A 23,992-nucleotide genomic window follows, 5' to 3' on the forward strand; every position below is an offset into this window, starting at 1 on the left:
ACCGCGGTCCGCGCGGCCGGTACGTCCTGCGCGCATGCCCGCCCATACTTCTGGAGGTACCCCCATGTCCCGTCGTGACGGCGACGTCCTTCCCCTGACCGCGGCCCAGCGGGAGATCTGGCTCGCCGAGCAGCGCTCCCGGACGCCGATCCCGGGTTACCGCGTCGGTGAGTGCCTGGAGATCCACGGTCCGGTCGATCCGGAGCTGTTCGAAGCCGCGCTGCGCCGGGTGGTCGACGAGGTCGACGCCCTGCATGTGACCTTCGTCGACGACGGTGAGGGCCCGCGCCAGATCCTCCGCGAGACCTGGGACTGGGCGCCCGCGCACCTCGACCTCGGTGCGGAGCCGGATCCCCGGGCGGCGGCCATGGAATGGATGGAGCGGGACCTGGCGCGTCCGTTGGACCTCGCCCGTGATCCGCTGTTCGGCCATGCGCTGATCCGGCTGTCGCCGACGGAGTTCCTCTGGTACCTGAACTACCACCACGTGGTGCTGGACGCGATCAGCAGCTCCATGGTCCGGCAGCGGGTCGGCGACGTGTACTCGGCACTGGCCGAGGGCGGTGCCGTTCCGCCCTCTCCGTTCGGCTCGCTTCGGGATCTGGTCGACAGCGACGCCGCCTATCGCGCGTCCGCCGACTTCACCGCTGACCGCTCCTACTGGACCGAGCGCTTCACCGATCTGCCCGCCCCGACACGGCTCACCGATGCCTCCGCGAGCGACCCGCACCGAGCCCTGCGCCTGGCCGGGGAGCTGGAACTGCGGAGCCCCGAGGCATTGCGGGCGGCGGCGGGCCGGGCCGGTGTCAGGTGGTCCCGGGTGGTGGTCGCGGCGACGGCGCTCTACGCCCACCGCCTGAGCGGCGCCCAGGACGTGGTGCTCGCCCTTCCCGTTCCCGCCCGTCGGGGCTCGGACCGCGACCTGATGTCAGTGCCCGGCACGATGTCCAACGTGGTGCCCCTGCGGCTGACCGTGCGACCGGACATGCCGTGGGGCGATCTCGTCGCCCAGGTGGCGCGGGAGGTCGAGTCGGCCGTCGCGCACGAGCGCTACCGCAGCGAGGACCTGCTGCGCGACCTCGGCGCGCCCGGCAGCATCGGAACGGCGTTCCCGCTGATCGTCAACATCATGGCCTTCAACGCCAGGCCGAGCTTCGCCGGGCACCCCGCCTCGGTGCACCACTTCGTGTCGGGGTCGACCACCGACCTGGCCGTCTGGGTGTTCGACTACCGGGACGGTAACCCCCCGCTCCTCAGGCTGCACGGCGCGCCGGAGGCATACGGTGACGACGACCTCGCCGCGCACCAGCAGAGGCTGCTCGCCCTGCTCGACGCCGTCGCGGACTGCGACCCGGACGAGGCGGTGGGCCGGATCGATCTGCTCACGGCCGAGGAGCACCGCGAGGTGGCGGCCCTCGGTACCGGCCCGGTGACGCCCTCGGCCGCGAGTCTGCCGGAGTTGTTCCGCGAGCATGTCCGGGTGGCTCCGGACCGTGTCGCGTTGGTGTGTGGCGATGTCTCGCTGACGTATGGGGAGTTGGACGGGCGGGCGAACCGGTTGGCGCATGCGCTGATGGCGCGGGGTGCGGGGCCGGAGCGGCTGGTGGCGGTGGCGCTGCCGAGGTCGGTCGAGTTGGTGGTGGCGATTCTCGCGGTGCTGAAGTCCGGTGCGGCGTATGTTCCGGTCGATCCCGAGTATCCGGCTGCCCGGATCGCGTATCTGCTCGACGATGCCCGGCCGGTCCTGACGGTGACCGACACCCGCACTCTGGGTCGGCTGCCGAACGGTGCTGTCGAGCGGCTGGTGCTCGACGACCCGGGGACGGCCGCCCTGGTGGGGAACTGCCCGGCGGTCGACCCGATGGTGGCCGTCGATCCGAGCCACCCGGTCTACGTCATCTACACCTCCGGCTCCACCGGCAAGCCCAAGGGCGTGGTGGCCACACACGGCGGCCTGCTCGATCTGCTCACCGACCACCGACTGGTGCAGTTCGCGCCGCTGCTGAAGAACCGGCAGCGGCTGCGCGTGGCGCTGACCACCTCGGTGTCGTTCGACGCCTCCTGGAACCAGCTCATGGCCCCGTTCGCGGGCCATGAGCTGCACGTCCTGGACCATGCGACCTGGACCGACCCGCAGGCCTTCGTCGATTACGCCGTGAGCCGCGGGCTGGACTACATCGAGGTCACCCCTTCCTACCTCCACGTCCTCGTTGTCCACGGGTTGTTGGACGATCCGCGGGGCCGTCCCGCGCTGGTCGGGGTCGGCGGCGAAGCCGTCCCCGAGCAACTGTGGGAGCGGCTGCGGGCCGCCGACGGGACCTCCTGCCTCAACCTCTACGGGCCCTCCGAGTGCACCGTCAACTCGGTTGCCGCGCCCGTGGGATCGAGCCCGCGCCCGGTCATCGGCCGTCCCGTCACCAACGCCCGGCTGTATGTGCTCGATGCCGCATTGCAGCCGTTGCCCGCGGGTGTGGCGGGTGAGCTGTACATCGCGGGGGCGGGGCTGGCACGGGGCTATCTGGACCGGCCGGGTCTGACCGCGGGGCGGTTCGTGGCGGACCCGTTCGGTCCGGGCGGGTCGAGGATGTACCGCACGGGTGACCTGGTGCGGTGGAACCCGGATGGGCTCCTGGAATTCCTCGGCCGCACCGACGACCAGGTCAAGGTCCGCGGCTTCCGGGTGGAACTCGGCGAGATCGAGGCGGTCCTCGCCGAGCACCCGGGGATCGCACGGGCCGCCGTCACCGTGCGCACCGACGAGGAATCCCGGCTGGTCGCCCACGTCGTCCCTGCCACGGGGCAGATCGTCCGAACGGACACGCTGCGGGCCTGGCTGCGGGAACGGCTGCCCGAGTACATGGTGCCGTCGGCGCTCGTGGTGCTGGACGCGCTGCCGATGACCCCGAACGGCAAGCTCGACCGCCGCGCCCTCCCGGCCCCCGAGCGGCAGCCCGCCGCACCGGGCCGCGCTCCGCGCACCGCGGTCGAGCACCTGCTCTCCGGGCTGTTCGCCGAGGTACTGGGGGTCGCCGAGGCCGGGCTGGACGACAGCTTCTTCGACCTCGGCGGGCACTCCCTGCTGGCCACCCGACTGGTCTCCCGGGCCCGGTCGGTGCTGGGCGTGGAGCTGAGGCTGCGCGACCTGTTCGACGCGCCGACGGTGACGGAACTGGCAGCCAGGGTGGACGTCGCCGGCCGGGCGCGCCCGGCGTTGAGGCGGCGTGAGCGGCCCGAGCTGGTGCCGCTGTCCTTCGCGCAGCGGAGGCTCTGGTTCCTGCACAGGATGGAGGGCCCGAGTGCCACCTACAACATCCCGCTGGCACTGCGGCTGTCCGGAAGCCTGGACCAGCGCGCCCTGGAAGCCGCCCTGGCGGACGTGGTCGAGCGGCACGAGAGCCTGCGTACCGTCTTCCCGGTGGTCGACGGCGTGCCGTGCCAGCGAGTGCTCGACAGCGACGCGGCACGGCCGCGGCTGCGGATGGCCGAGATCGGCGAGCGCGAGCTGCCGGACCGGTTGGCACAGGCGGCGCGGTACGGCTTCGAGCTCTCCGAGGAGTCGCCGTTGCGTGCCGAACTGTTCCGGCTCGGCGCCGAGGAGCATGTGCTGCTGCTGATGGTGCACCACATCGCCGGCGACGGCTGGTCGACGGGGCCGCTCCTGCGGGACCTGACGACTGCCTATGCGGCCCGTAGGGAGGGGGCGAAGCCGGAGCGGTCGCCCCTGCCGGTCCAGTACGCCGACTACGCCCTCTGGCAGCAGGATCTGCTGGGTGACGGCGCTGACCCGGACAGCCTGCTCAACGGACAACTCGCCTACTGGCGGGAGCGCCTGGCGGACCTGCCCGAGCAGGTCGAGCTGCCCTTCGACCGGCCCCGGCCGATGGCGATGTCCTACCGGGGCGCCCACCTGCCGGTGCGGATCGACGCCGAGTTGCATCGGGGCCTGCGCGCACTCGCCCGCGATGGCGGAGCCAGCCTCTTCATCGTGCTCCAGGCCGGTCTGGCCGCTCTGCTGGGCAAGCTCGGCGCCGGTACCGACGTCCCGATCGGCACGCCGATCGCGGGTCGCACCGACGAGGCCCTGGACGACTTGGTCGGCTTCTTCGTCAACACCCTGGTGCTGCGCACGGATTTGTCCGGCGACCCGTCGTTCACCGAACTGCTGGGCCGGGTGCGCTCCGACGCGCTGGCCGCGTACGCGCATCAGGAGGTGCCGTTCGAGCACCTCGTGGAGGCGCTGAACCCGACCCGGACGCTCGCGCACCACCCGCTGTTCCAGACCATGCTCACCCTGCAGAACGCGCCACTCGACACCTTCGACCTGCCGCGGCTGCGGGTGGCGACCGACCTGGTCCCCACCGGAACGGCCAAGTGCGATCTGACCTTCGTCCTGACCGAACAGCCCGGCGAGGACGGATTGTCGGGCGTGGTGGAGTACAGCACCGATCTGTTTGACGCGGCCACCGTCACCGGGATCGTCGGGCGGTGGCTGCGGCTGCTGCGCGCCGTCGTCGCCGACCCCGGCCGACGGATCGGCCAGGTGGACGTGCTGTCCGCCGACGAGCTCCGGGCACTGCTGCCGGCCGACACCGACCAGGGCGGGGAGCTGCCGGAAGGCAGCCTGCCCGCGCTGTTCGAGCGCCAGGCGCGGGCGAACCCGGCGGCGATCGCTCTCACGGACGGCGAAGCCACCCTGACGTACGGCCAGTTGAACGCCCACGCCAACCGGCTGGCGCACGCCCTGATCGACCGGGGGGTGGGGCCGGAGCAGTTGGTGGCGCTGTCCCTGCCGCGCTCGACGGAGCTGGTCGTGGCGGTGCTCGCGGTACTCAAGGCCGGTGCCGCGTACGTACCGGTGGACCCGGAGTACCCGCCGGCCCGGATCGCCTACCTGCTCCAGGACGCCCGGCCCGCACTGCTCGTGACGACGAGCCGCACCGGAGAGCAGCCGGGGACGGACCACGTGGACCGGCTGCTGCTGGACACCGCCGACCTGGACGGGCTGCCGGACACGGACCCGGGGGTCGCCATCGACCCGGGCCACGCCGCCTATGTCATCCACACCTCCGGTTCCACCGGCAACCCCAAGGGCGTGGTGGTCCCGCACCGCAACGTGGTGCGCCTGTTCGGCACCACTCGGGAGCTGTTCGGCTTCTCCGCCGACGACGTGTGGACCCTTTTCCACTCCTACGCCTTCGACTTCTCGGTGTGGGAGCTGTGGGGCCCGCTGCTGCACGGCGGCCGCCTGGTGGTCGTGGACCACGAGACCAGCCGCTCGCCCGGCCGGTTCCTGGAACTGCTCGCCCGCGAGCGGGTGACGGTACTCAACCAGACACCGTCCGCCTTCTACCCATTGATGCAGGCGGATGAGGAGGACCCGGAGACCGGCCGCCGACTCGCCCTGCGCACGGTGGTGTTCGGCGGCGAGGCGTTGGACCACACCAGGCTGGCGAGCTGGTTCCAGAGGCACCCGGAGGACGCACCGCGGCTGGTCAACATGTACGGCATCACCGAGACCACGGTGCACGTCACGTACGCGGCGCTCGACCGGTTCGGCACCGCGGCCGGCCAGATCGGTGCGGCCCTCCCGGACCTGCGGGCGTACGTGCTCGACGACGGCCTGCGGCCGGTGGCCCCGGGCGTGCCCGGCGAGCTGTACGTCGCGGGCGCGGGCCTGGCGCGCGGCTACCTGAACCGGCCCGGCCTGACCGCCGGGCGGTTCGTGGCGGACCCGTTCGGACCGCCGGGATCGCGGATGTACCGCAGCGGCGACGTGGTGCGCCGGGCGGCGGACGGCAGCCTGCGCTACGTCGGCCGGGCCGACCAACAGGTGAAGGTGCGCGGCTTCCGGATCGAGCTCGGCGAGATCGAGGCGGCGCTGGCCGCGTACCCCGGCATCGCCCAGGCCGCCGTCCTGGCCCGGCAGGACCGGGCTGACGACACCCGACTGGCCGCCTACCTGGTGCCGGCCGCGGGAGCCGCACCGCGCTCCGCCGACCTGCGGGAGCACCTGCGTGAGCGGTTGCCGGATCACATGGTGCCGTCGGCGTTCGTCCTGCTGGACGCGCTGCCGCTGACCGTCAACGGCAAGCTGGACCATCGGGCCCTGCCCGCCCCCGACCTCGCCCCGGCGGCCACCCACCGCGCGCCGCGTACCCCGCAGGAGCAGATCCTCTGCGAGCTGTTCGCAGAGATCCTGGGTGTGGCGTCGGCCGGCGTCGACGACGGATTCTTCGACTTGGGCGGGCACTCGCTGCTGGCCACCCGCCTGGCGGCCCGGATCCGCGTGACGCTCGGCGTGGAAATGCCGCTGCGCACCCTGTTCGAGGCGCCGACCCCGGCAGGTCTGGCCGCCGCCCTGGTAGCGGCCAGGCCGGCGCAGGCCGCCCTGGCACGGCGTGAGCGCCCCGAGGTGATCCCGCTGTCGTTCGCGCAGCGGAGGCTGTGGTTCCTGCACCAGTTGGAGGGTGCCGGCGCGAACTACCACATCTCCCTGGCCTGGCGGCTGTCCGGGGATCTGGACCGGCGGGCCCTGGAGGCCGCCGTGGCGGACGTGGTGGCCCGGCACGAGAGCCTGCGCACCGTCTTCCCGGCGGTGGACGGCGCGCCGCGCCAGCAGGTGCTGGACGTGGTGGCAGCCCGCCCGCGGCTGCTCGTGAGCCCAACCACCGAGGCCGAGCTGTCCGCTCTGATGGCAGCGGCGAAGGACCGACGGTTCGACTTGGCGGTCGATGTCCCGCTGCGGGTCGAGCTGTTCGAGCTGGCGCCGGACGAGCACGTCTTCCACGTGGTGCTCCACCACATCGCGGGTGACGGCTGGTCGCTGGGCCCGCTCGTGCGGGGACTGACCACCGCCTACACCGCGCGCCGTCGCGGCGAGGAGCCGCAGTGGGCGCCACTGCCCGCCCAGTACGCCGACTACACCCTGTGGCAGCATGAACTGCTCGGCGACTCCGCCGATCGGGACAGCCTGTTCGCCGGCCAGACGGACTACTGGACCCGGCAGCTGGCCGGTCTGCCGGAGCGGATCCAGCTGCCCACCGACCGGTCCCGCCCGGCGGTCGCCTCGCACCGGGGCGGTTCTGTGCTTGCCGGGCTGGACGCCGAGCTGCACCGCGGCCTTCGCGAGCTCGCCCGCGCGCACGGGACCAGTCTGTTCATGGTGCTCCAGGCAGGGCTGGCGGCGTTGCTGAGCAAGCTCGGCGCGGGCGACGACATTCCGGTCGGCAGCCCGGTCGCCGGCCGGACCGACCAGGCGCAGGACGACCTGGTCGGCTACTTCGTCAACTCCCTGGTGTTCCGCACCGATACCTCGGGCGATCCGACGTTCGCCGAGCTGCTGGGACGGGTCCGGGACACCGCGCTGGCCGGATACGCCCACCAGGACCTGCCGTTCGAGTACCTGGTCGAGGTCCTGAACCCGTCGCGGTCGCTGGCACACCACCCGCTGTTCCAGGTCATGCTGGTGCTGCAGAACGCACCCCGGGCCGACTTCGCGCCGCCCGGGGTGCGCGTGGGCGAGATGCCGTTGACATCGACCACTGCCAAGCTCGACCTGATCTTCACCATGTCCGAGCGGCACGCGGAGGACGGCTCCCCGGAGGGGATCGACGGGTCTGTCGAGTACGCCGACGACCTGTACGACCCGGCCACCGTCGAGACGATGATCGGGCGGTGGAAGCGGCTGCTCCGCGTCGCGGTCGCCGACCCGCGGCGGCGGCTCAGTCGGCTCGATCTGCTCACGGCGGAGGAGCGCGATGAGCTGACGGTGCTGGGTACCGGCCCGGCAGCCCAGGTCTTCACCGCGAGTCTGCCGGAGTTGTTCCGCGAGCATGTCCGGGTGGCTCCGGACCGTGTCGCGTTGGTGTGTGGCGATGTCTCGCTGACGTATGGGGAGTTGGACGGGCGGGCGAACCGGTTGGCGCATGCGCTGATGGCGCGGGGTGCGGGGCCGGAGCGGCTGGTGGCGGTGGCGCTGCCGAGGTCGGTCGAGTTGGTGGTGGCGATTCTCGCGGTGCTGAAGTCCGGTGCGGCGTATGTTCCGGTCGATCCCGAGTATCCGGCTGCCCGGATCGCGTATCTGCTCGACGATGCCCGGCCGGTCCTGACGGTGACCGACACCCGCACTCTGGGTCGGCTGCCGGACGGTGCTGTCGAGCGGCTGGTGCTCGACGACCCGGGGACGGCCGCCCTGGTGGGGAGCTGCCCGGCGGTCGACCCGATGGTGGCCGTCGATCCGAGCCACCCGGTCTATGTCATCTACACCTCCGGCTCCACCGGCAAGCCCAAGGGCGTGGTGGCCACACACGGCGGCGTGGCCAACCTGTTCGCCAACCAGTGTCCGCTGGTCTTCCGTACGGGGGAGCGGATGCGGGTGGGGCTGACCACGTCCGTGTCGTTCGACGGCTCCTGCGACCAACTGTTCGCCCTGTTCGCGGGCCATGAGCTGCACGTCCTGGACGAGGCGACCTGGTCCGACCCGGAGGCATACCTTGAGTACGCCGTGCGGGCCGGGCTGGACACTGTCGGCGGCACCCCGTCCTACCTGCAAGTCCTTGTCGAACATGGTCTGCTGGACGACCCGCGGTGGCGTCCTTCGGTGGTCGCGTTGGGCGGGGAGGCCGTTCCGGAGCCGCTGTGGGAGCGGCTGCGGGCCGCCGACGGGGTGCTCTCCCTGAACTACTACGGGCCGTCCGAGTGCACGGTGGACTCGGTCATCGCGCCGCTGGAGTCGAGTCCGCACCAAGTGATCGGCCGACCGCTCGGCGGTGTCCGGCTGTATGTGCTCGATGCCGCTTTGCAGCCGTTGCCCGCGGGTGTGGTGGGTGAGCTGTACATCGCGGGGGCGGGGCTGGCACGGGGCTATCTGGACCGGCCGGGTCTGACCGCGGGGCGGTTCGTGGCGGACCCGTTCGGTCCGGGCGGGTCGAGGATGTACCGCACGGGTGACCTGGTGCGGTGGAACCCGGATGGGCTCCTGGAGTTCCTCGGCCGCACCGACGACCAGGTCAAGGTCCGCGGCTTCCGGGTGGAACTCGGCGAGATCGAGGCGGTCCTCGCCGAGCACCCGGGGATCGCACGGGCCACCGTGATCGTCCGGCAGGACCGGGCACAGGGCCCCCGTCTGGTCGCCTACCTGCAGCCCGCCACCGGGGCGGAGATTCGGCAGGAGGGCCTGCGGGCGCACCTGCGCGAGCGGCTGCCGGAATACATGGTGCCGGCCGCGTTCGTCTCCCTCGATGCTCTGCCGCTGACCGCCAGCGGCAAGCTGGACCGGCGCGCCCTGCCCGAGCCCGAGTCCACCGTGACCCCGGCCGGCCGGGAACCGCACACTCCTCAGGAACACGTGCTGGCCGGGCTGTTCGCCGAGGTGCTGGGCCTGCCTCAGGTCGGTGTCGACGACAACTTCTTCGATCTCGGCGGGCACTCCCTGCTCGCTACCCGGCTGGTGGCCCGGGTCCGTGCGACCTTGGGCGTGGAGCTGGCCCTGCCCACCCTGTTCAGCACCCCGACCGTGGCCGGGCTGGCCGCCGGGCTGGGCGGCGCCGACCGGGCCCGCCTCGCCCTGCGGCGGTCGGAGCGGCCCGAGGCGGTGCCGTTGTCGTCCGCTCAGCGGAGGCTGTGGTTCCTGCGCCAGTTGGAGGGCGCCGACTCGGTCTACAACATGCCGCTCGCGTGGCGGCTCTCGGGACCGCTGGACCTGGCGGCTCTTGAGGCGGCGCTGAGCGACCTCGCCGACCGGCACGAAACCCTGCGCACGGTCTTCCCGGCCGCGGACGGCGTGCCCTACCAGCGGGTGCTGCCCGCGGGCGAGGCGCGCCCGAGCCTGTCGGTCACCCCGGCCGACGAGCCGGCCCTGCCGGAACTGCTGACGGGGGCCGCAGCGCGCGGATTCGACCTCGCTACCGAACCGCCGCTGCGGGCCGAGGTGTTCGAGGTTTCGGCGAACGAGCACGTGCTGCTCCTGGTGATGCACCACATCGCCGGCGACGGCTGGTCTCTGGGCCCGCTGGCCGCCGACCTGGCCACCGCGTACGCGGCACGCCGCCAGGGCGAGGAGCCGCAGTGGGCACCACTGCCCGTGCAATACGCCGACTACACCCTGTGGCAGCACCGGCTGCTCGGCGACGCGGCCGACCAGGACAGCCTGTTCGCCCAGCAGGCGGCCTACTGGACCCGGACGCTCGCGGACCTGCCGGAGCAGATCCGGCTCCCCGCCGACCGTCACCACCCCGCGACCCCTTCCTGCTCCGGCGGCCACCTGGCGATCGAACTGGACGCCGAACTCCACGCCGGGCTGGTCCGGCTGGGCCGGGAGCACGGCGCCAGCGTGTACATGGTGCTGCAGGCCGCCCTGGCATCGCTGCTGGAGAAGCTCGGCGCGGGCACGGACATCCCGGTCGGCAGCCTAATCGCCGGCCGGACCGACCAGGTGCTGGACGACCTCATCGGATTCTTCGTCAACACCCTGGTGCTCCGCACGGACACCAGTGGTGACCCGTCCTTCGCCGAGCTGCTGATCCGGGTCCGGGAGGGCGCGCTCGGCGCATACGCGCACCAGGACCTGCCGTTCGAGCACGTCGTCGAGGCCCTCAACCCGTCCCGGTCGCTCACCCGCCAGCCGCTGTTCCAGGTACTGCTCGCGCTGCAGAACGTACCCCGCACCGACTTCGCGCTGAGCGGTCTGGCCGCTGAGATCGTCCTGGTGCGGACGCCGACGGCGATGTTCGACCTCGGCTTCCACCTGCTGGAGCGCGGCGGCACAGGCGGGCAGGCCGAGGGCATCATCGGGCGGGTCGAGTACAGCACCGACCTGTTCGACCCCGACACGGTGGAGGCACTGGTCGCCCGGTGGCTGCGGCTGTTGGCGGCGGTGGTCGCCGAGCCGGAGCGTCCGCTGAGCCGGATCGACGTCCTCACCGCCGAGGAACGGCACGAGCTACTGGTCGCCCGCAACGACACCGCGTGTCCGGCCCCTGACGCCACCCTGCCCGCGCTCTTCGAGGCGCAGGTCCGGGCGGATCCGGAGGCCCCGGCGGTGGTGTTCGAGGACACCGTGCTCACCTACCGTGAGCTGAACCGCCGGGCCAACCGCCTGGCCCACGCACTGATCGCGCGCGGCGTGGGTCCGGAGCAGGTCGTCGCCCTGCGGCTCCCGCGTTCGGCGGAGCTGGTCGTCGCCGTCCTCGCGGTGCTCAAGACGGGCGCGGCGTACCTGCCGATCGACCCGGACTACCCGGCCGCCCGCATCGCGTACATGCTGGAGGACGCCCGCCCGGCCGTGGTGCTCGACGACCTCGCGGCCGTCACACCGTCCGGCCGGCAGCCGGAGCACGATCCGGCCGGCCCCGTGGACACCCGGCACCCCGCGTACGTCATCTACACCTCCGGTTCCACCGGCCGACCCAAGGCCGTGGTGATGCCCGCCGCCGGACTGCTGAACCTGCTGGCGTGGCACCACCGGGCCGTCGGTGGCGAACCCGGCACGCGCACCGCGCAGTTCACCGCGATCAGCTTCGACGTCTCGGTGCAGGAGATGCTGTCCGCGCTGCTGTACGGCAAGACCCTGGTGGTGCCGACCGAGGAGCAGCGCCGCAGCGCCGAACTGTTCGCCCACTGGCTGGACCGGCACGGGGTCGAGGAGCTGTTCGCACCCAACCTGGTGGTCGAGGCGCTGGCGGAGGCGGCCGAGGAGGCAGGACTGGACCTGCCGCACCTGCGGCTGGTCGCGCAGGCCGGCGAGGCGATGCGGCTGGGCGGCGCCGTGCGCCGCTTCCAGACACGCCGGCCGGGCCGGACGCTGCACAACCACTACGGGCCCGCCGAAACCCATGTGATCACCGCCTACGCACTTCCGGCCGACCCCGCCGACTGCCCGCTACCGGTGCCGATCGGCCGTCCGATCGCGAACTGCCAGGTGTACGTGCTGGATTCGGCACTGCGACCGGTGGCCCCGGGCGTGCTGGGCGAGCTGTACCTGGCCGGGGCGGGGATCGCCCGCGGCTACCTGAACCGGCCCGGGCTGAGCGCCGGGCGTTTCGTCGCCAACCCGTACGGTCCGGCGGGCGCGCGGATGTACCGCACCGGCGACCTGGTGCGCTGGCACGCCGACGGCGAGCTGGAATTCGCCGGCCGGGTCGACCACCAGGTCAAGGTGCGCGGGTTCCGGATCGAGCCGGGCGAGATCGAGGCCGAGCTGACCGCTCACCCGGGCGTCGCCCAGGTCGCGGTGCTCGCCGGGGAGGACCGGATCGTCGCGTACGTCGTCCCCTCGGACGGGGCCGGGGCGACTGCGGCGGTGCTGGCGGCGTACCTGCGCGACCGGGTGCCGGAGTACCTGGTGCCGTCCGCGTTCGTGCTGCTCGACGCGCTGCCGCTGACGCCGAACGGGAAACTGGACCGGGCGGCGCTGCCCGCGCCGGAGCCGGGCACGACCGTCGGCGGCCGGGCGCCGCGCACGCCCCAGGAGCAGATCCTCTGCGAGCTGTTCGCCGAGGTGCTGGGCATCGCGAGGGCCGGTGTCGACGAGGACTTCTTCGACCTGGGCGGGCACTCCCTGCTCGCCACCCGGCTGGTCTCGCGGGTCCGGGCGACCCTCGGGGTCGAACTGGAGCTGCGCGCCCTGTTCCGGACGCCGACCCCCGCCGGACTGGCGGCCGGGCTGCACGACGCCCGGACCGCGCGCCAGGCTCTCGTGCCCCGGCCCCGCCGCGAGCTGATGCCGCTGTCGTTCGCCCAGCGCAGGCTCTGGTTCCTCCAGCAGTTCGGGGCGCCGGGTGCCACCTACCACATGCCGCTGGCCCTGCGGCTGTCCGGAGACCTCGACCGGGCCGCGCTGAGCGCCGCGCTCGTGGACGTGATGGCCCGGCACGAGACCCTGCGCACGGTCTTCCCGCACACCGGCGGAATTCCGTACCAGCGGGTGCTCGACGCCGCCGAGGTCGCTGTCCCGCTGACCGTGCGCACGGCCGTCGAGACGGAGGTGCCCGACCTGATGCGCGAGGTGGCGGTGCGCGACTTCGACCTGACCTCGGAAGTACCGCTGCGGGCGGAGCTGTTCGCGGTCGCGCCGGACGAGCACGTGCTGCTGCTGGTGATGCACCACATCGTCGGGGACGGCTGGTCCATGGGCCCGCTGGCCCGTGACCTGGCCGCCGCCTACACCACCCGGCAGGGTGGCGCGGCACCGGCATGGCCATCGCTGCCGGTGACGTACGGCGACTACACCCTGTGGCAGCACGAGATCCTGGGCGACGAGGACGACGCCGACAGCGTGTTCGCCCGCCAGGTCGGCTACTGGACGCAGACGCTGGCCGGGTTGCCCGAGCAGCTGCACCTGCCGGCTGACCGGCCGCGCCCGGCCGCCATGTCGTACGGGGGAGACCTGCTGGAACTCCGGATCGACGCCGAACTGCACAGCGCCCTGGTGGAGTTGGCACGACGATCGGGGGCGACCCTGTTCATGGTGCTGCAGGCGGCGTTGGCGGCGTTGTACACGCGGTTGGGTGCGGGCACGGACATCGCGATCGGGAGTCCGATCGCGGGGCGCACGGACGAGGCGCTGGACGATCTGGTCGGGTTCTTCGTCAACACGTTGGTGCTGCGGACCGACACGAGTGGTGATCCGAGTTTCGTCGAGCTGCTGGGCCGGGTGCGGGAGACGGCGTTGTCGGCGTACGCGCACCAGGATGTGCCGTTCGAGCACCTGGTGGAGGCGCTGAACCCGTCCCGCTCGCTGTCCCACCACCCGCTGTTCCAGACCGGGCTGGTCGTGCAGAACGCGCCGGGTGGCGACTTCGAACTGCAGGGCCTCCAGGTCTCCGGGATGGCCGTGCTCACCGGGACCGCGCGGCTCGACCTGACCTTCGGGTTCGCGGAGGAGCACGGGCCCGACGGTGCGCCGGCCGGGCTCAGCGGTGCGGTCGAGTACAGCACCGACCTGTTCGACCGTTCGACGGTCGAGGCCCTGGCCGCCAGGTGGACCAGGCTGCTGGCCGCGGTCGCCGCCGCACCCGACCGGCCGATCGGTGGCATCGACCTGCTGTCCGCCGAGGAACGCAGCGAGCTGCTGCCCGCCGTCGAGGACGGGGTGGCCGGGGCGAGCCTGCCGCAGGCTTTCGCGGCGCAGGTGGCGGCGACGCCGGAGGCGGTCGCGCTGGTCTGTGGTGGGACCGAGCTGACGTACGGGCAGCTCGATGCTCGGGCGAACCGGTTCGCGCATGCGTTGATGGCCCGGGGAGTCGGTCCGGAGCAGGTCGTGGCGGTGGCCCTGCCGCGGTCGGTGGAGTCGGTGGTGGCGGTCCTGGGCGTGCTGAAGGCCGGGGCGGCGTACCTGCCGGTGGACCCGGCGTACCCGCGGACGCGGATCGCGTTCATGCTGGCGGACGCCCGTCCGGCGGTGGTGGTCGACGACCCCGCCATGGTGACCGAGGCGTCCAGCCGGCCGGAGACCGATCCGGAGGTCGTGGTGGACACCCGGCACCCGGCGTACGTGATCTACACCTCGGGTTCGACGGGCCGCCCCAAGGGCGTCATCGTGAGCCACGCCGGCGTGTCGGGCCTGGTGGCGGCGCAGGTCGACCGGCTCGGCATGGCGCCGGGCAGCCGGGTGCTCCAGTTCGCCTCGCCCAGCTTCGACGCGTCCTTCTGGGACCTCTGCAGCGCACTGCTCACCGGCGCCGCCCTCGTCCTGGCCCCCGCCGAGGCCCCGCTGGAAGCCCTGACGGACCCCGGGCTCTCCGTCACCCACGTGACGCTGCCGCCCTCGGCCCTGGCCGCGCTGGACGGCACCGAACTCACGGCCACCACCCTGGTGGTGGCGGGTGAGGCGTGCCCGCCGGAGCTGGTGGAGCGTTGGGCGCCCGGGCGCCGGATGATCAACGCGTACGGCCCGACCGAGACCACGGTGTGCGCGACCATGAGCGAGCCGCTGCCGCCGGGGTCCGGCGTCCCGCCGATCGGGCGACCGGTCGCGGGCTTCCGGGCGTACGTACTGGACGAGCGGCTGCGCATCGTACCGCCGGGCGTGGCAGGGGAGTTGTACGTCGTCGGCCCGGGTCTGGCACGCGGCTACCTGAACCGGCCGGGCCTGACGGCGGGACGGTTCACGGCCTGCCCGTTCGGGACCGGTGAGCGCATGTACCGCACCGGCGACCTGGTGCGGCGTCGGACGGACGGCGAGCTGGAGTACGTCGGCCGCGCCGACGACCAGGTGAAGGTGCGCGGCTTCCGGGTCGAGCCCGGCGAGGTCGAGGCCGCGCTGGCCGAGCACTCCGCTGTCGCCCAGGCCGCCGTCGTGGCCCGGGACGACCGGCTCGTCGGCTACGTGGCCACCCGTTCCGGCCTCGCCGTCCGTCCCGTGGAGCTGGCGGCGCACCTGCGCGAGCGTCTGCCGGACTACCTGGTGCCGACGGTCTTCGTGGTGATGGACACGTTGCCGTTGACGCCGAACGGGAAGCTGGACCGGGCGGCGCTGCCCGTGCCCGAAGCCGCTCCTGCGGGGAGCGGGCGGGCGCCGCGCACGCCGCAGGAGCAGATCCTCGCCGAGCTGTTCGCCGAGGTGCTCGACGTGCCGCGGGTCTCGGTCGACGAGGACTTCTTCGATCTGGGCGGGCACTCCCTGCTCGCCACCAGACTGGTCGCCAGGGTGCGCTCGGTGCTCGGCGTGGAGCTCGGGCTGCGCGCACTCTTCCAAGCGCCCACCGTGGCGGGTCTGGCCGAGGCACTGGCCGAGGCCGGCCGTGCCCGCCCGGCGCTGACCGCGTACGAGCGGCCCGAGGCGGTGCCGCTGTCCTTCGCCCAGCGCCGGCTCTGGTTCCTGCACCGCATGGACGTCGCCGCCGCGACGTACCACATCCCGCTGGCGCTGCAGCTGACCGGAACACTCGACCGGCCCGCGCTGGACCAGGCGCTGGCCGACGTGATGGCCCGGCACGAGAGCCTGCGGACGGTGTTCCCGGAGGTCGACGGCGTACCGTGCCAGCGCGTGCTGGAACCGGCCGCGGTCCGCCTCCGGGTCCGGCCGACCGAGGTGACACAGGTCGAACTGCCGCAGCGGCTCGCCGAGTCCGCCCGGCAGCCCTTCGATCTGGCGACGGAGCCGCCGCTGCGGGCCGAGCTGTTCGTGGTCGCGCCGGACGAGCACGTGCTGCTGCTGGTCATGCACCACATCGCCGCTGACGGCTGGTCCACCGGCCCACTGGCCCGTGACCTGGCCCAGGCGTACGCGGCCCGTTGCGAGGGCCGGACGGCGAGCCGACCGGCCCTGCCGGTGCAGTACGCCGACTACACGCTGTGGCAGCGCGAGCTGCTCGGTGACGTCGCCGACCCGCAGAGCCGGTTCGCCGAGCAGCTCGACTACTGGAAGCGGCAGCTGTCCGACCTGCCGGAGTTGCTCCAACTGCCCGCCGACCGGTCTCGCCCGGCCGTCGCCGGCCGGCACGGGGACCACATCGGCCTGGAGCTCGACGCCGAACTGCACGGTGCTCTGGTGGAGTTGGCACGGGGCACCGGGACGAGTCTGTTCATGGTGCTGCAGGCGGCGTTGGCGGCGTTGTACACGCGGTTGGGTGCGGGCACGGACATCGCGATCGGGAGTCCGATCGCGGGGCGCACGGACGAGGCGCTGGACGATCTGGTCGGGTTCTTCGTCAACACGTTGGTGCTGCGGACCGACACGAGTGGTGATCCGAGTTTCGTCGAGCTGCTGGGCCGGGTGCGGGAGACGGCGTTGTCGGCGTACGCGCACCAGGATGTGCCGTTCGAGCACCTGGTGGAGGCGCTGAACCCGTCCCGCTCGCTGTCCCACCACCCGCTGTTCCAGACCATCCTGGCCGTGCAGAACGCGCCGACGGGCCGGTTCTCGCTGCCGGGTCTGGACGTCGCCACCTACGCGGTCGCGACCGGAACCGCCAAGTTCGACCTCGGAGTGAGCATGGTCGAACAGTTCCATCCGGACGGGAACCCGGCAGGAATCGTCGGCGCGGTCGAGTACGCCACCGACCTGTTCGACCACTCGACGGTCGCCGCCCTGGTCCGGCGCTGGACGCTCCTGCTGGAGGCCGCCACCGCCGACCCGGAGCAGCCGATCGGAGCGATCGACCTCCTCGACGCCGACGAGCGCCACCGGCTGTTGGAACGGGACAACGCGACCGCCCGGGACGTGGCTGCCGTCCCGCTGCCGCAGGCTTTTGCGGCGCAGGTGGCGGCGACGCCGGAGGCGGTCGCGCTGGTCTGTGGTGGGACCGAGCTGACGTACGGGCAGCTCGATGCTCGGGCGAACCGGTTCGCGCATGCGTTGACGGCCCGGGGAGTCGGTCCGGAGCAGGTCGTGGCGGTGGCCCTGCCGCGGTCGGTGGAGTCGGTGGTGGCGGTCCTGGGCGTGCTGAAGGCCGGGGCGGCGTACCTGCCGGTGGACCCGGCGTACCCGCGGACGCGGATCGCGTTCATGCTGGCGGACGCCCGTCCGGCGGTGGTGGTCGACGACCCCGCCATGGTGACCGAGGGCGACTGGCCGGACACCGACCCGGAGGTCGCGCTCGATCTCCGCCATCCGGCGTACGTGATCTACACCTCGGGCTCGACCGGCCGCCCCAAGGGCGTCGTGGTCGGCCACGGCGGTGTGGCGAGCCTGATCGCCGGACAGATCGAGCGCTTCGCGATCGAACCCGACAGCCGGGTGCTCCAGTTCGCCTCGCCCAGCTTCGACGCCTCGGTGTCGGAGATCTGCACCGCCCTGCTGCGCGGCGCGGCCCTGGTGCTGCCTCCCGCGGCCGAGTCGCTTGCCGCGCTGACCGATCCGGGCCTCGACGTCACCCATGTGACGGTGCCCCCGTCCGTCCTCGCCGCCGTGCCGGACGGTGCGGTGACCGCGTCGACGCTGGTGGTGGCGGGTGAGGCGTGCCCGCCGGAGCTGGTGGAGCGTTGGGCGCCCGGGCGCCGGATGATCAACGCGTACGGCCCGACCGAGACCACGGTGTGCGCGACCATGAGCGACCCGCTGTCGCCGGGGACGGGTGTGCCGCCGATCGGCCGGCCGATCGCCAACGCCCGGGTGTACGTGCTGGACGACCGGCTGCGGCCGGTGCCGCCGGGCGTGACGGGGGAGCTGTACGTCGCGGGCGCGGGTCTCGCGCGGGGGTACCTGAACCGGCCGGGCCTGACGGCGGGGAGGTTCGTCGCCTGCCCGTTCGGGACCGGTGAGCGCATGTACCGCACCGGCGACCTGGTGCGGCGCCTGGGTGACGGCCAGTTGGAGTACGTCGGCCGCGCCGACGACCAGGTGAAGGTGCGCGGCTTCCGGGTCGAGCCCGGCGAGGTCGAGGCCGCGCTGGCCGAACACCCCGCGGTCGCCCGGGCCGCCGTCCTCGCCCGGGACGACCGGCTCGTCGGCTACGTCGTCCCGTACCAGGACGCGGCCCGGCACAGCGGGCTGGAATCGGACCACGTCAGCGAGTGGCAGGACATCTACGACGCCCTGCCCATCGCCCCCGACGAAGCGGCCTTCGGCCACAACTTCGTCGGCTGGAACAGTAGTTACGATGCCGGCCCGATTCCCGTCGAGCAGATGCGGGAGTGGCGGGACGCCACCGTGGCCCGCATCCTGGCCCTGCGCCCGCGCCGGGTGCTGGAAGTCGGCGTCGGCACCGGTCTGCTGCTCTCACAGATCGCACCCCACTGCGAGACCTACTGGGCGACCGACTTCTCCGCCACCGCGATCGACGCCCTGACCGCTCAGGTGGCGGGGGAGGAGCGGCTGACCGGACGCGTGGTACTGCAGACCCGTCCGGCGCACGACACCGACGGGCTGCCGGCCGGGGAGTTCGACACCGTCGTGATCAACTCGGTGGTGCAGTACTTCCCGTCCGCCGACTACCTGGCAGACGTGATCGGGAAGCTGATGCGGCTGCTCGCCCCCGGCGGCACACTCTTCATCGGCGACGTCCGTAACCTGCGGCTGCTGCACCCGCTCGCCGCCGCCGTCCAGCTGCACCGGGCCGACGACGGTGCCGACCGTGCGGCCGTGCGCCGCGCGGTGGAGCAGGCCGTCAGGGTGGAGAAGGAACTCCTGGTCGACCCGGACTTCTTCACCGTCCTGCGGAAGCACGGCACGGACATCGGCGCGGTGGCCGTGGAGGTCAAGCGCGGCCGCCACCACAACGAACTGACCCGTTACCGCTACGACGTGACGCTGCACAAGCCGCCGGTCGCCCCGGAGACCCCGAGCCGGTGCGTCGAACTGGCGTGGGCGCGGCAGATCGCCGGGCCGGCAGGTCTGCGCGAGTTGCTTGCCCAGCCGCCCGCCGAGGTGCTGCGGATCACCGGGGTGCCGAACCGCCGTGTGGTGCGGGAGGCCGCCCTGGCCCGGGCCGTGCAGGACGGGGACGGGCCGCTCGCGGAGCTGCTGGAACGGTTGCACGCCCCGGAAGAGAGCGACCTCCCCGACCCGGAGGACTTCCACGCCCTCGGACGGGAGTACGGCCGCGCGGTGGCCGTCACCTGGTCGGCCACCGCGGCCGACGCCGTGGACGTCGTCTTCGCCGACCCGCGAACGCTCCACGGCTCCCCGGTCGAGTCGTACCGGCCGGCCGGGGACACCGACACGGCGCTGTCGTCGCTGACCAACCGTCCGACCGGCAGCCGCGACACCGGCGCCCTCCTCGGCGAACTCCGCGACTGGCTGCAAGGGCGGCTGCCCGACTACCTGGTCCCGTCGGTGTTCATGGCGCTGGACGCGCTGCCGCTGACGGCCAGCGGCAAGCTCGACCGCCGCGCACTGCCCCTCCCCGACCTCGCCTCGGCCGTGGCGGGGCGGGCGCCGCGCACCCCGCAGGAGCAGCTCCTCGCCGAGCTGTTCGCCGAGGTGCTCGGGCTGGCACAGGTCGGGGTCGAGGACAGCTTCTTCGACCTCGGCGGGCACTCGCTGCTGGCGACCCGCCTGGCCTCCAGGGTCCGGACCACCCTCGGCGCGGAGCTGGAGGTCCGCACCCTGTTCGAGACCCCGACCGTGGCCGGTCTGGCGGCCCGTCTGGACGGTTCCGGAGCGGCGCGGCCCGCGCTGACCGCCCGGCCCCGCCCGAAGCGGGTGGAGCTGTCCTTCGCCCAGCGCCGCCTGTGGTTCCTGCACCGGATGGACGGACCGGGCGCCACCTACAACATGCCGCTCGCACTGAGCCTGACCGGCGGCCTCGACCGGTCGGCCCTGCACGCCGCGCTCGCGGACGTGATCGCCCGGCACGAGAGCCTGCGGACGGTCTTCCGCGAGACCGACGGCGTCCCGTACCAGGTAGTGCTGAGTACTGCGCAGGCACACCCGGCGCTGCCGGTGGTCGAGCTCGACGAGAGCCGACTGGCCGAGCGGCTGGCGGACGCGGCCCGGCGTGGCTTCGACCTGGCAGCGGAGCCGCCGATCCGGGCCGAGCTGTACGCGCTCGCCCCCGACCGGCACGTGCTGCTGATCGTGGTGCACCACATCGCCGCCGACGGCTGGTCGATGGGGCCGCTCTCCGGTGACCTCGCGACGGCCTACGCGGCGCGCTGCCGGGGCGAGGAACCGCAGTGGTCCCCGTTGCCGGTGCAGTACGTCGACTACACCCGTTGGCAGCGCGACCTGCTCGGCGACGCCGCCGATCCGGACAGCCTGTTCGCCCGGCAACTGGCCTACTGGAAGGACGAGCTGACGGGGATCGTGCAGCAGGTGCAGCTGCCTGCCGACCGACCCCGGCCGCCGGTGGCCTCCCAGCAGGGCGACCGGATCGGGGTCCGACTGGACCCCGAGCTGCATCAGGCACTGCGCGACCTGGCCACCGCGCGCGGCGCCAGCATGTTCATGGTGCTGCAGGCCGGTCTCGCCGCTCTGCTCACCCGGCTCGGTGCCGGTACGGACATTCCGATCGGCAGCCCGATCGCCGGCCGTACCGACCAGGCGCTGGACGAGCTCGTCGGCTTCTTCGTCAACACCCTGGTGTTGCGCACCGACACCAGCGGCGACCCCGGCTTCGCCGAACTGCTCGGCCGGGTGCGGCACAAGGCGCTCACCGCGTACGACCACCAGGACGTGCCGTTCGAGTACCTGGTCGAGGTGGCCAACCCGGCGCGGTCGCTGGCCCACCACCCGCTGTTCCAGATCATGCTGGCCCTGCAGAACGCGCCGCTCGGCGAGTTCGCACTGCCGGGGCTGGAGACGGGCCACCTGGAGGCGTCGACCGGGACCTCACGGGTCGACCTGACGTTCAGCCTGGCCGAGCAGTTCCGCCCGGACGGCAGCGCCGACGGTCTGGTCGGCGCGGTGGAGTACGCCACCGACCTGTTCGACGCGCCCACCGTGGAGCTGCTGTTCGAGCGCTGGGCCCGCCTGCTGCGCGCGGCGGTCGCCGACCCGGGCCGGCCGATCAGCCGGATCGACCTCATGTCCGATGCGGAACGCCACCAGCTGCTGTACGGGGTCAACGACACGGCCGCAGAGCTGCCGTCGGCCGCGGTGCCGACGCTGTTCGCCCTCCAGGTGCGGGCCACCCCGGACGCGGTCGCGGTCGTGGCGGGCGGCACCGAGCTGACCTACGCGGAGCTCGACCTGCGAGCCAGTCGCCTGGCGAGGGCGTTGATCCGCCAGGGCGTACGGCCGGAGACACCGGTCGCGGTCATGCTGGACCGCTCGGCGGAACTGGTCGTGGCGATCCTGGCGATCATCAAGGCGGGCGGCGCCTACGTACCCCTGGACTCGCGCTTCCCCTCCTCCCGGATCGACCTGATCCTGCAGGAGAGCGGAGCCGCCCTGGTGCTCACCCCGGAAGTGCTCACCGCGCTGGTTCAGTCCGAGGACGCCGATCCGATCTCGGTGGAAGTCCCGTGCGAGGCAGGGCAGTTGGCTTACATCATGTATACCTCCGGCTCGACCGGACGGCCGAAGGGTGTAGCTGTCACCCACCGGGACGTGGTGGGCCTCGCGCTGACCCCCGAATGGCGTGGCGGCGGACACGAGCGGGTGCTGATGCACTCCCCGACGTCCTTCGACCTCTCGACCTACGAGTTGTGGGTTCCGCTGCTCAACGGTGGCCGGGTCGTGGTCGCACCGCCCGAGCAGCTCGACCTCGATCTGCTGCACCACACGATCACCACGCACGGGGTGACCGGACTGTGGCTGACCGCCGGACTGTTCCGGCTGGTCGCCGAGGAGCGCCCGGGCCTGCTCGCCGGGGTGCGCGAGGTGTGGACCGGCGGCGACGTGGTCTCCCCGGCCGCCGCCGCCCGGGTGCTCGCGGCCTGCCCCGGCATCGAGGTGGTCAACGGCTACGGGCCCACCGAGGCCACGACCCTGGCCACCTGTCACCCGGTGCACGGCCTCCCCGAGAACGCCGCGACCGTGCCGATCGGCGGGCCGATGGCGAACATGCGCGCCTACGTGCTCGACGACCGGTTGCGGCCGGTGCCGACGGGCATGGTCGGTGAGCTGTACCTCGCGGGGACGGGCGTGGCCCGCGGCTACTTCGGCCGGCCCGGCCTGACAGCGGAGCGGTTCACCGCCGACCCGTACGGGCCGCCCGGGAGCCGGATGTACCGCACCGGCGACCTTGCCTGGTGGCTCCCCGACGGCACGCTGGAGTTCGCCGGACGCGTCGACCACCAGGTCAAGCTGCGCGGTCAGCGGATCGAGCCCGGAGAGGTCGAGGCCGTCCTGGCGGGTTGCCCGGGCGTCGCCCAGGCTGCCGTGGTCGCCCGTGAGGACCGGCCGGGAGACAAACGGCTGGTCGCCTACCTGGTGCCCGCGCCCGAGGGCGCACCCGAGACAACCGAGCTGTCCGGCCGACTGCGCCGCGAACTGCCCGACTACATGGTGCCGGCGGCGTTCGTCACCGTGGACGCGCTGCCGCTGACCGCCAACGGAAAGCTCGACCGGGCCGCCCTGCCCGCCCCCGACTACGGGGCGTCGGACGCCGGGCGGGGCCCCCGGACGCCGCAGGAGCAACTGCTGTGCGGCCTGTTCGCCGAGGTCCTCGGCCGGGAGCAGGTGAGCATCGACGACGGCTTCTTCGACCTGGGCGGGCACTCGCTGCTGGCCGCCCGGCTGGCCTCCCGGGTCCGTGAGACCCTCGGCCTGGAGCTGGGACTGCGCCTGCTGTTCGAGGCGCCGACCGTGGCCGGGCTCACCGAACGCCTGGCCATGAACGATCCGGACGACGCGCTGGACGTGCTGCTGCCACTGCGTTCGACGGGGACGGACACGCCGCTGTTCTGTGTCCACCCCGGCGGCGGCATCAGCTGGTCGTACAGCGGGCTGCTGAACCACCTCGGCCCGCAGCACCCGGTCTATGCGATCCAGGCACGCGGCCTCGGCCGGCCCGAGCCGCTGCCGACGTCCTACGAAGAGATGGCGGCCGACTACGCCGACCACGTCCAGAAGATCCAGCCGGAGGGCCCGTACCTGCTGCTCGGCTGGTCCGCGGGCGGGCTGATCGCCCACGCGCTGGCCTGTGAACTGCAGGCGCGCGGCGAGCGGACCGCACTGCTGGCGATCCTCGACGCCTACCCGGTGAAGGACGTGCAGTTCGAGGAGGCACCGGTCCCCACCGTGCGGGACGTGCTCGTCGGAGTGCTCGACGTCGACCCGGACGAGCTGGACGACCGGGACATCACCTACGCCGAGGTCGCCGAGGTGCTGAACCGGCGGGGCAGCGCGCTGGCCGGCCTGAACGAGCGACAGGTCGAGGTGATCGTCCAGATCATGATCAACAACGCGAAGCTGGCGGTCGACTTCGTTCCTGGCAGGTACGACGGAGACCTGCTGCTGTTCAACTCCACCATCGACCGGGGCCACGACGACGCCGGTCCGCAGGTCTGGCACCCGTACATCGCGGGCCGGATCGAATCCCACGAGATCACCACCCGGCACGACCAGATGACCCAAGTGGGATCGCTGGCCCAGATCGGACCGATCCTGGCCGCCAGGATCGCCGAGGCCACCGGTGACACCACCCTTTTCCAACAGGAGGACTGA

1 protein-coding gene is annotated in these 23,992 nt (G+C 72.7%); it reads left to right on the forward strand.

Features of this window, described 5'->3' with window-relative positions; genetic code table 11:
* Positions 1-64 precede the first annotated feature (64 nt).
* Positions 65-23,992, forward strand: a complete 23,928-nt coding sequence (locus ACFVUT_RS05420; RefSeq protein ID WP_389647524.1) for a non-ribosomal peptide synthase/polyketide synthase — start codon at positions 65-67, stop codon at positions 23,990-23,992.

The organism is Streptomyces sp. NPDC058051 (genome assembly GCF_042885475.1).
In the GTDB taxonomy this organism is placed as follows: domain Bacteria; phylum Actinomycetota; class Actinomycetes; order Streptomycetales; family Streptomycetaceae; genus Streptomyces.

Coding starts and splice junctions, on each gene's coding strand:
- ACFVUT_RS05420 (WP_389647524.1), top strand. CDS start 65: ATGTCCCGTCGTGACGGCGACGTCCTTCCCCTGACCGCGGCCCAGCGG.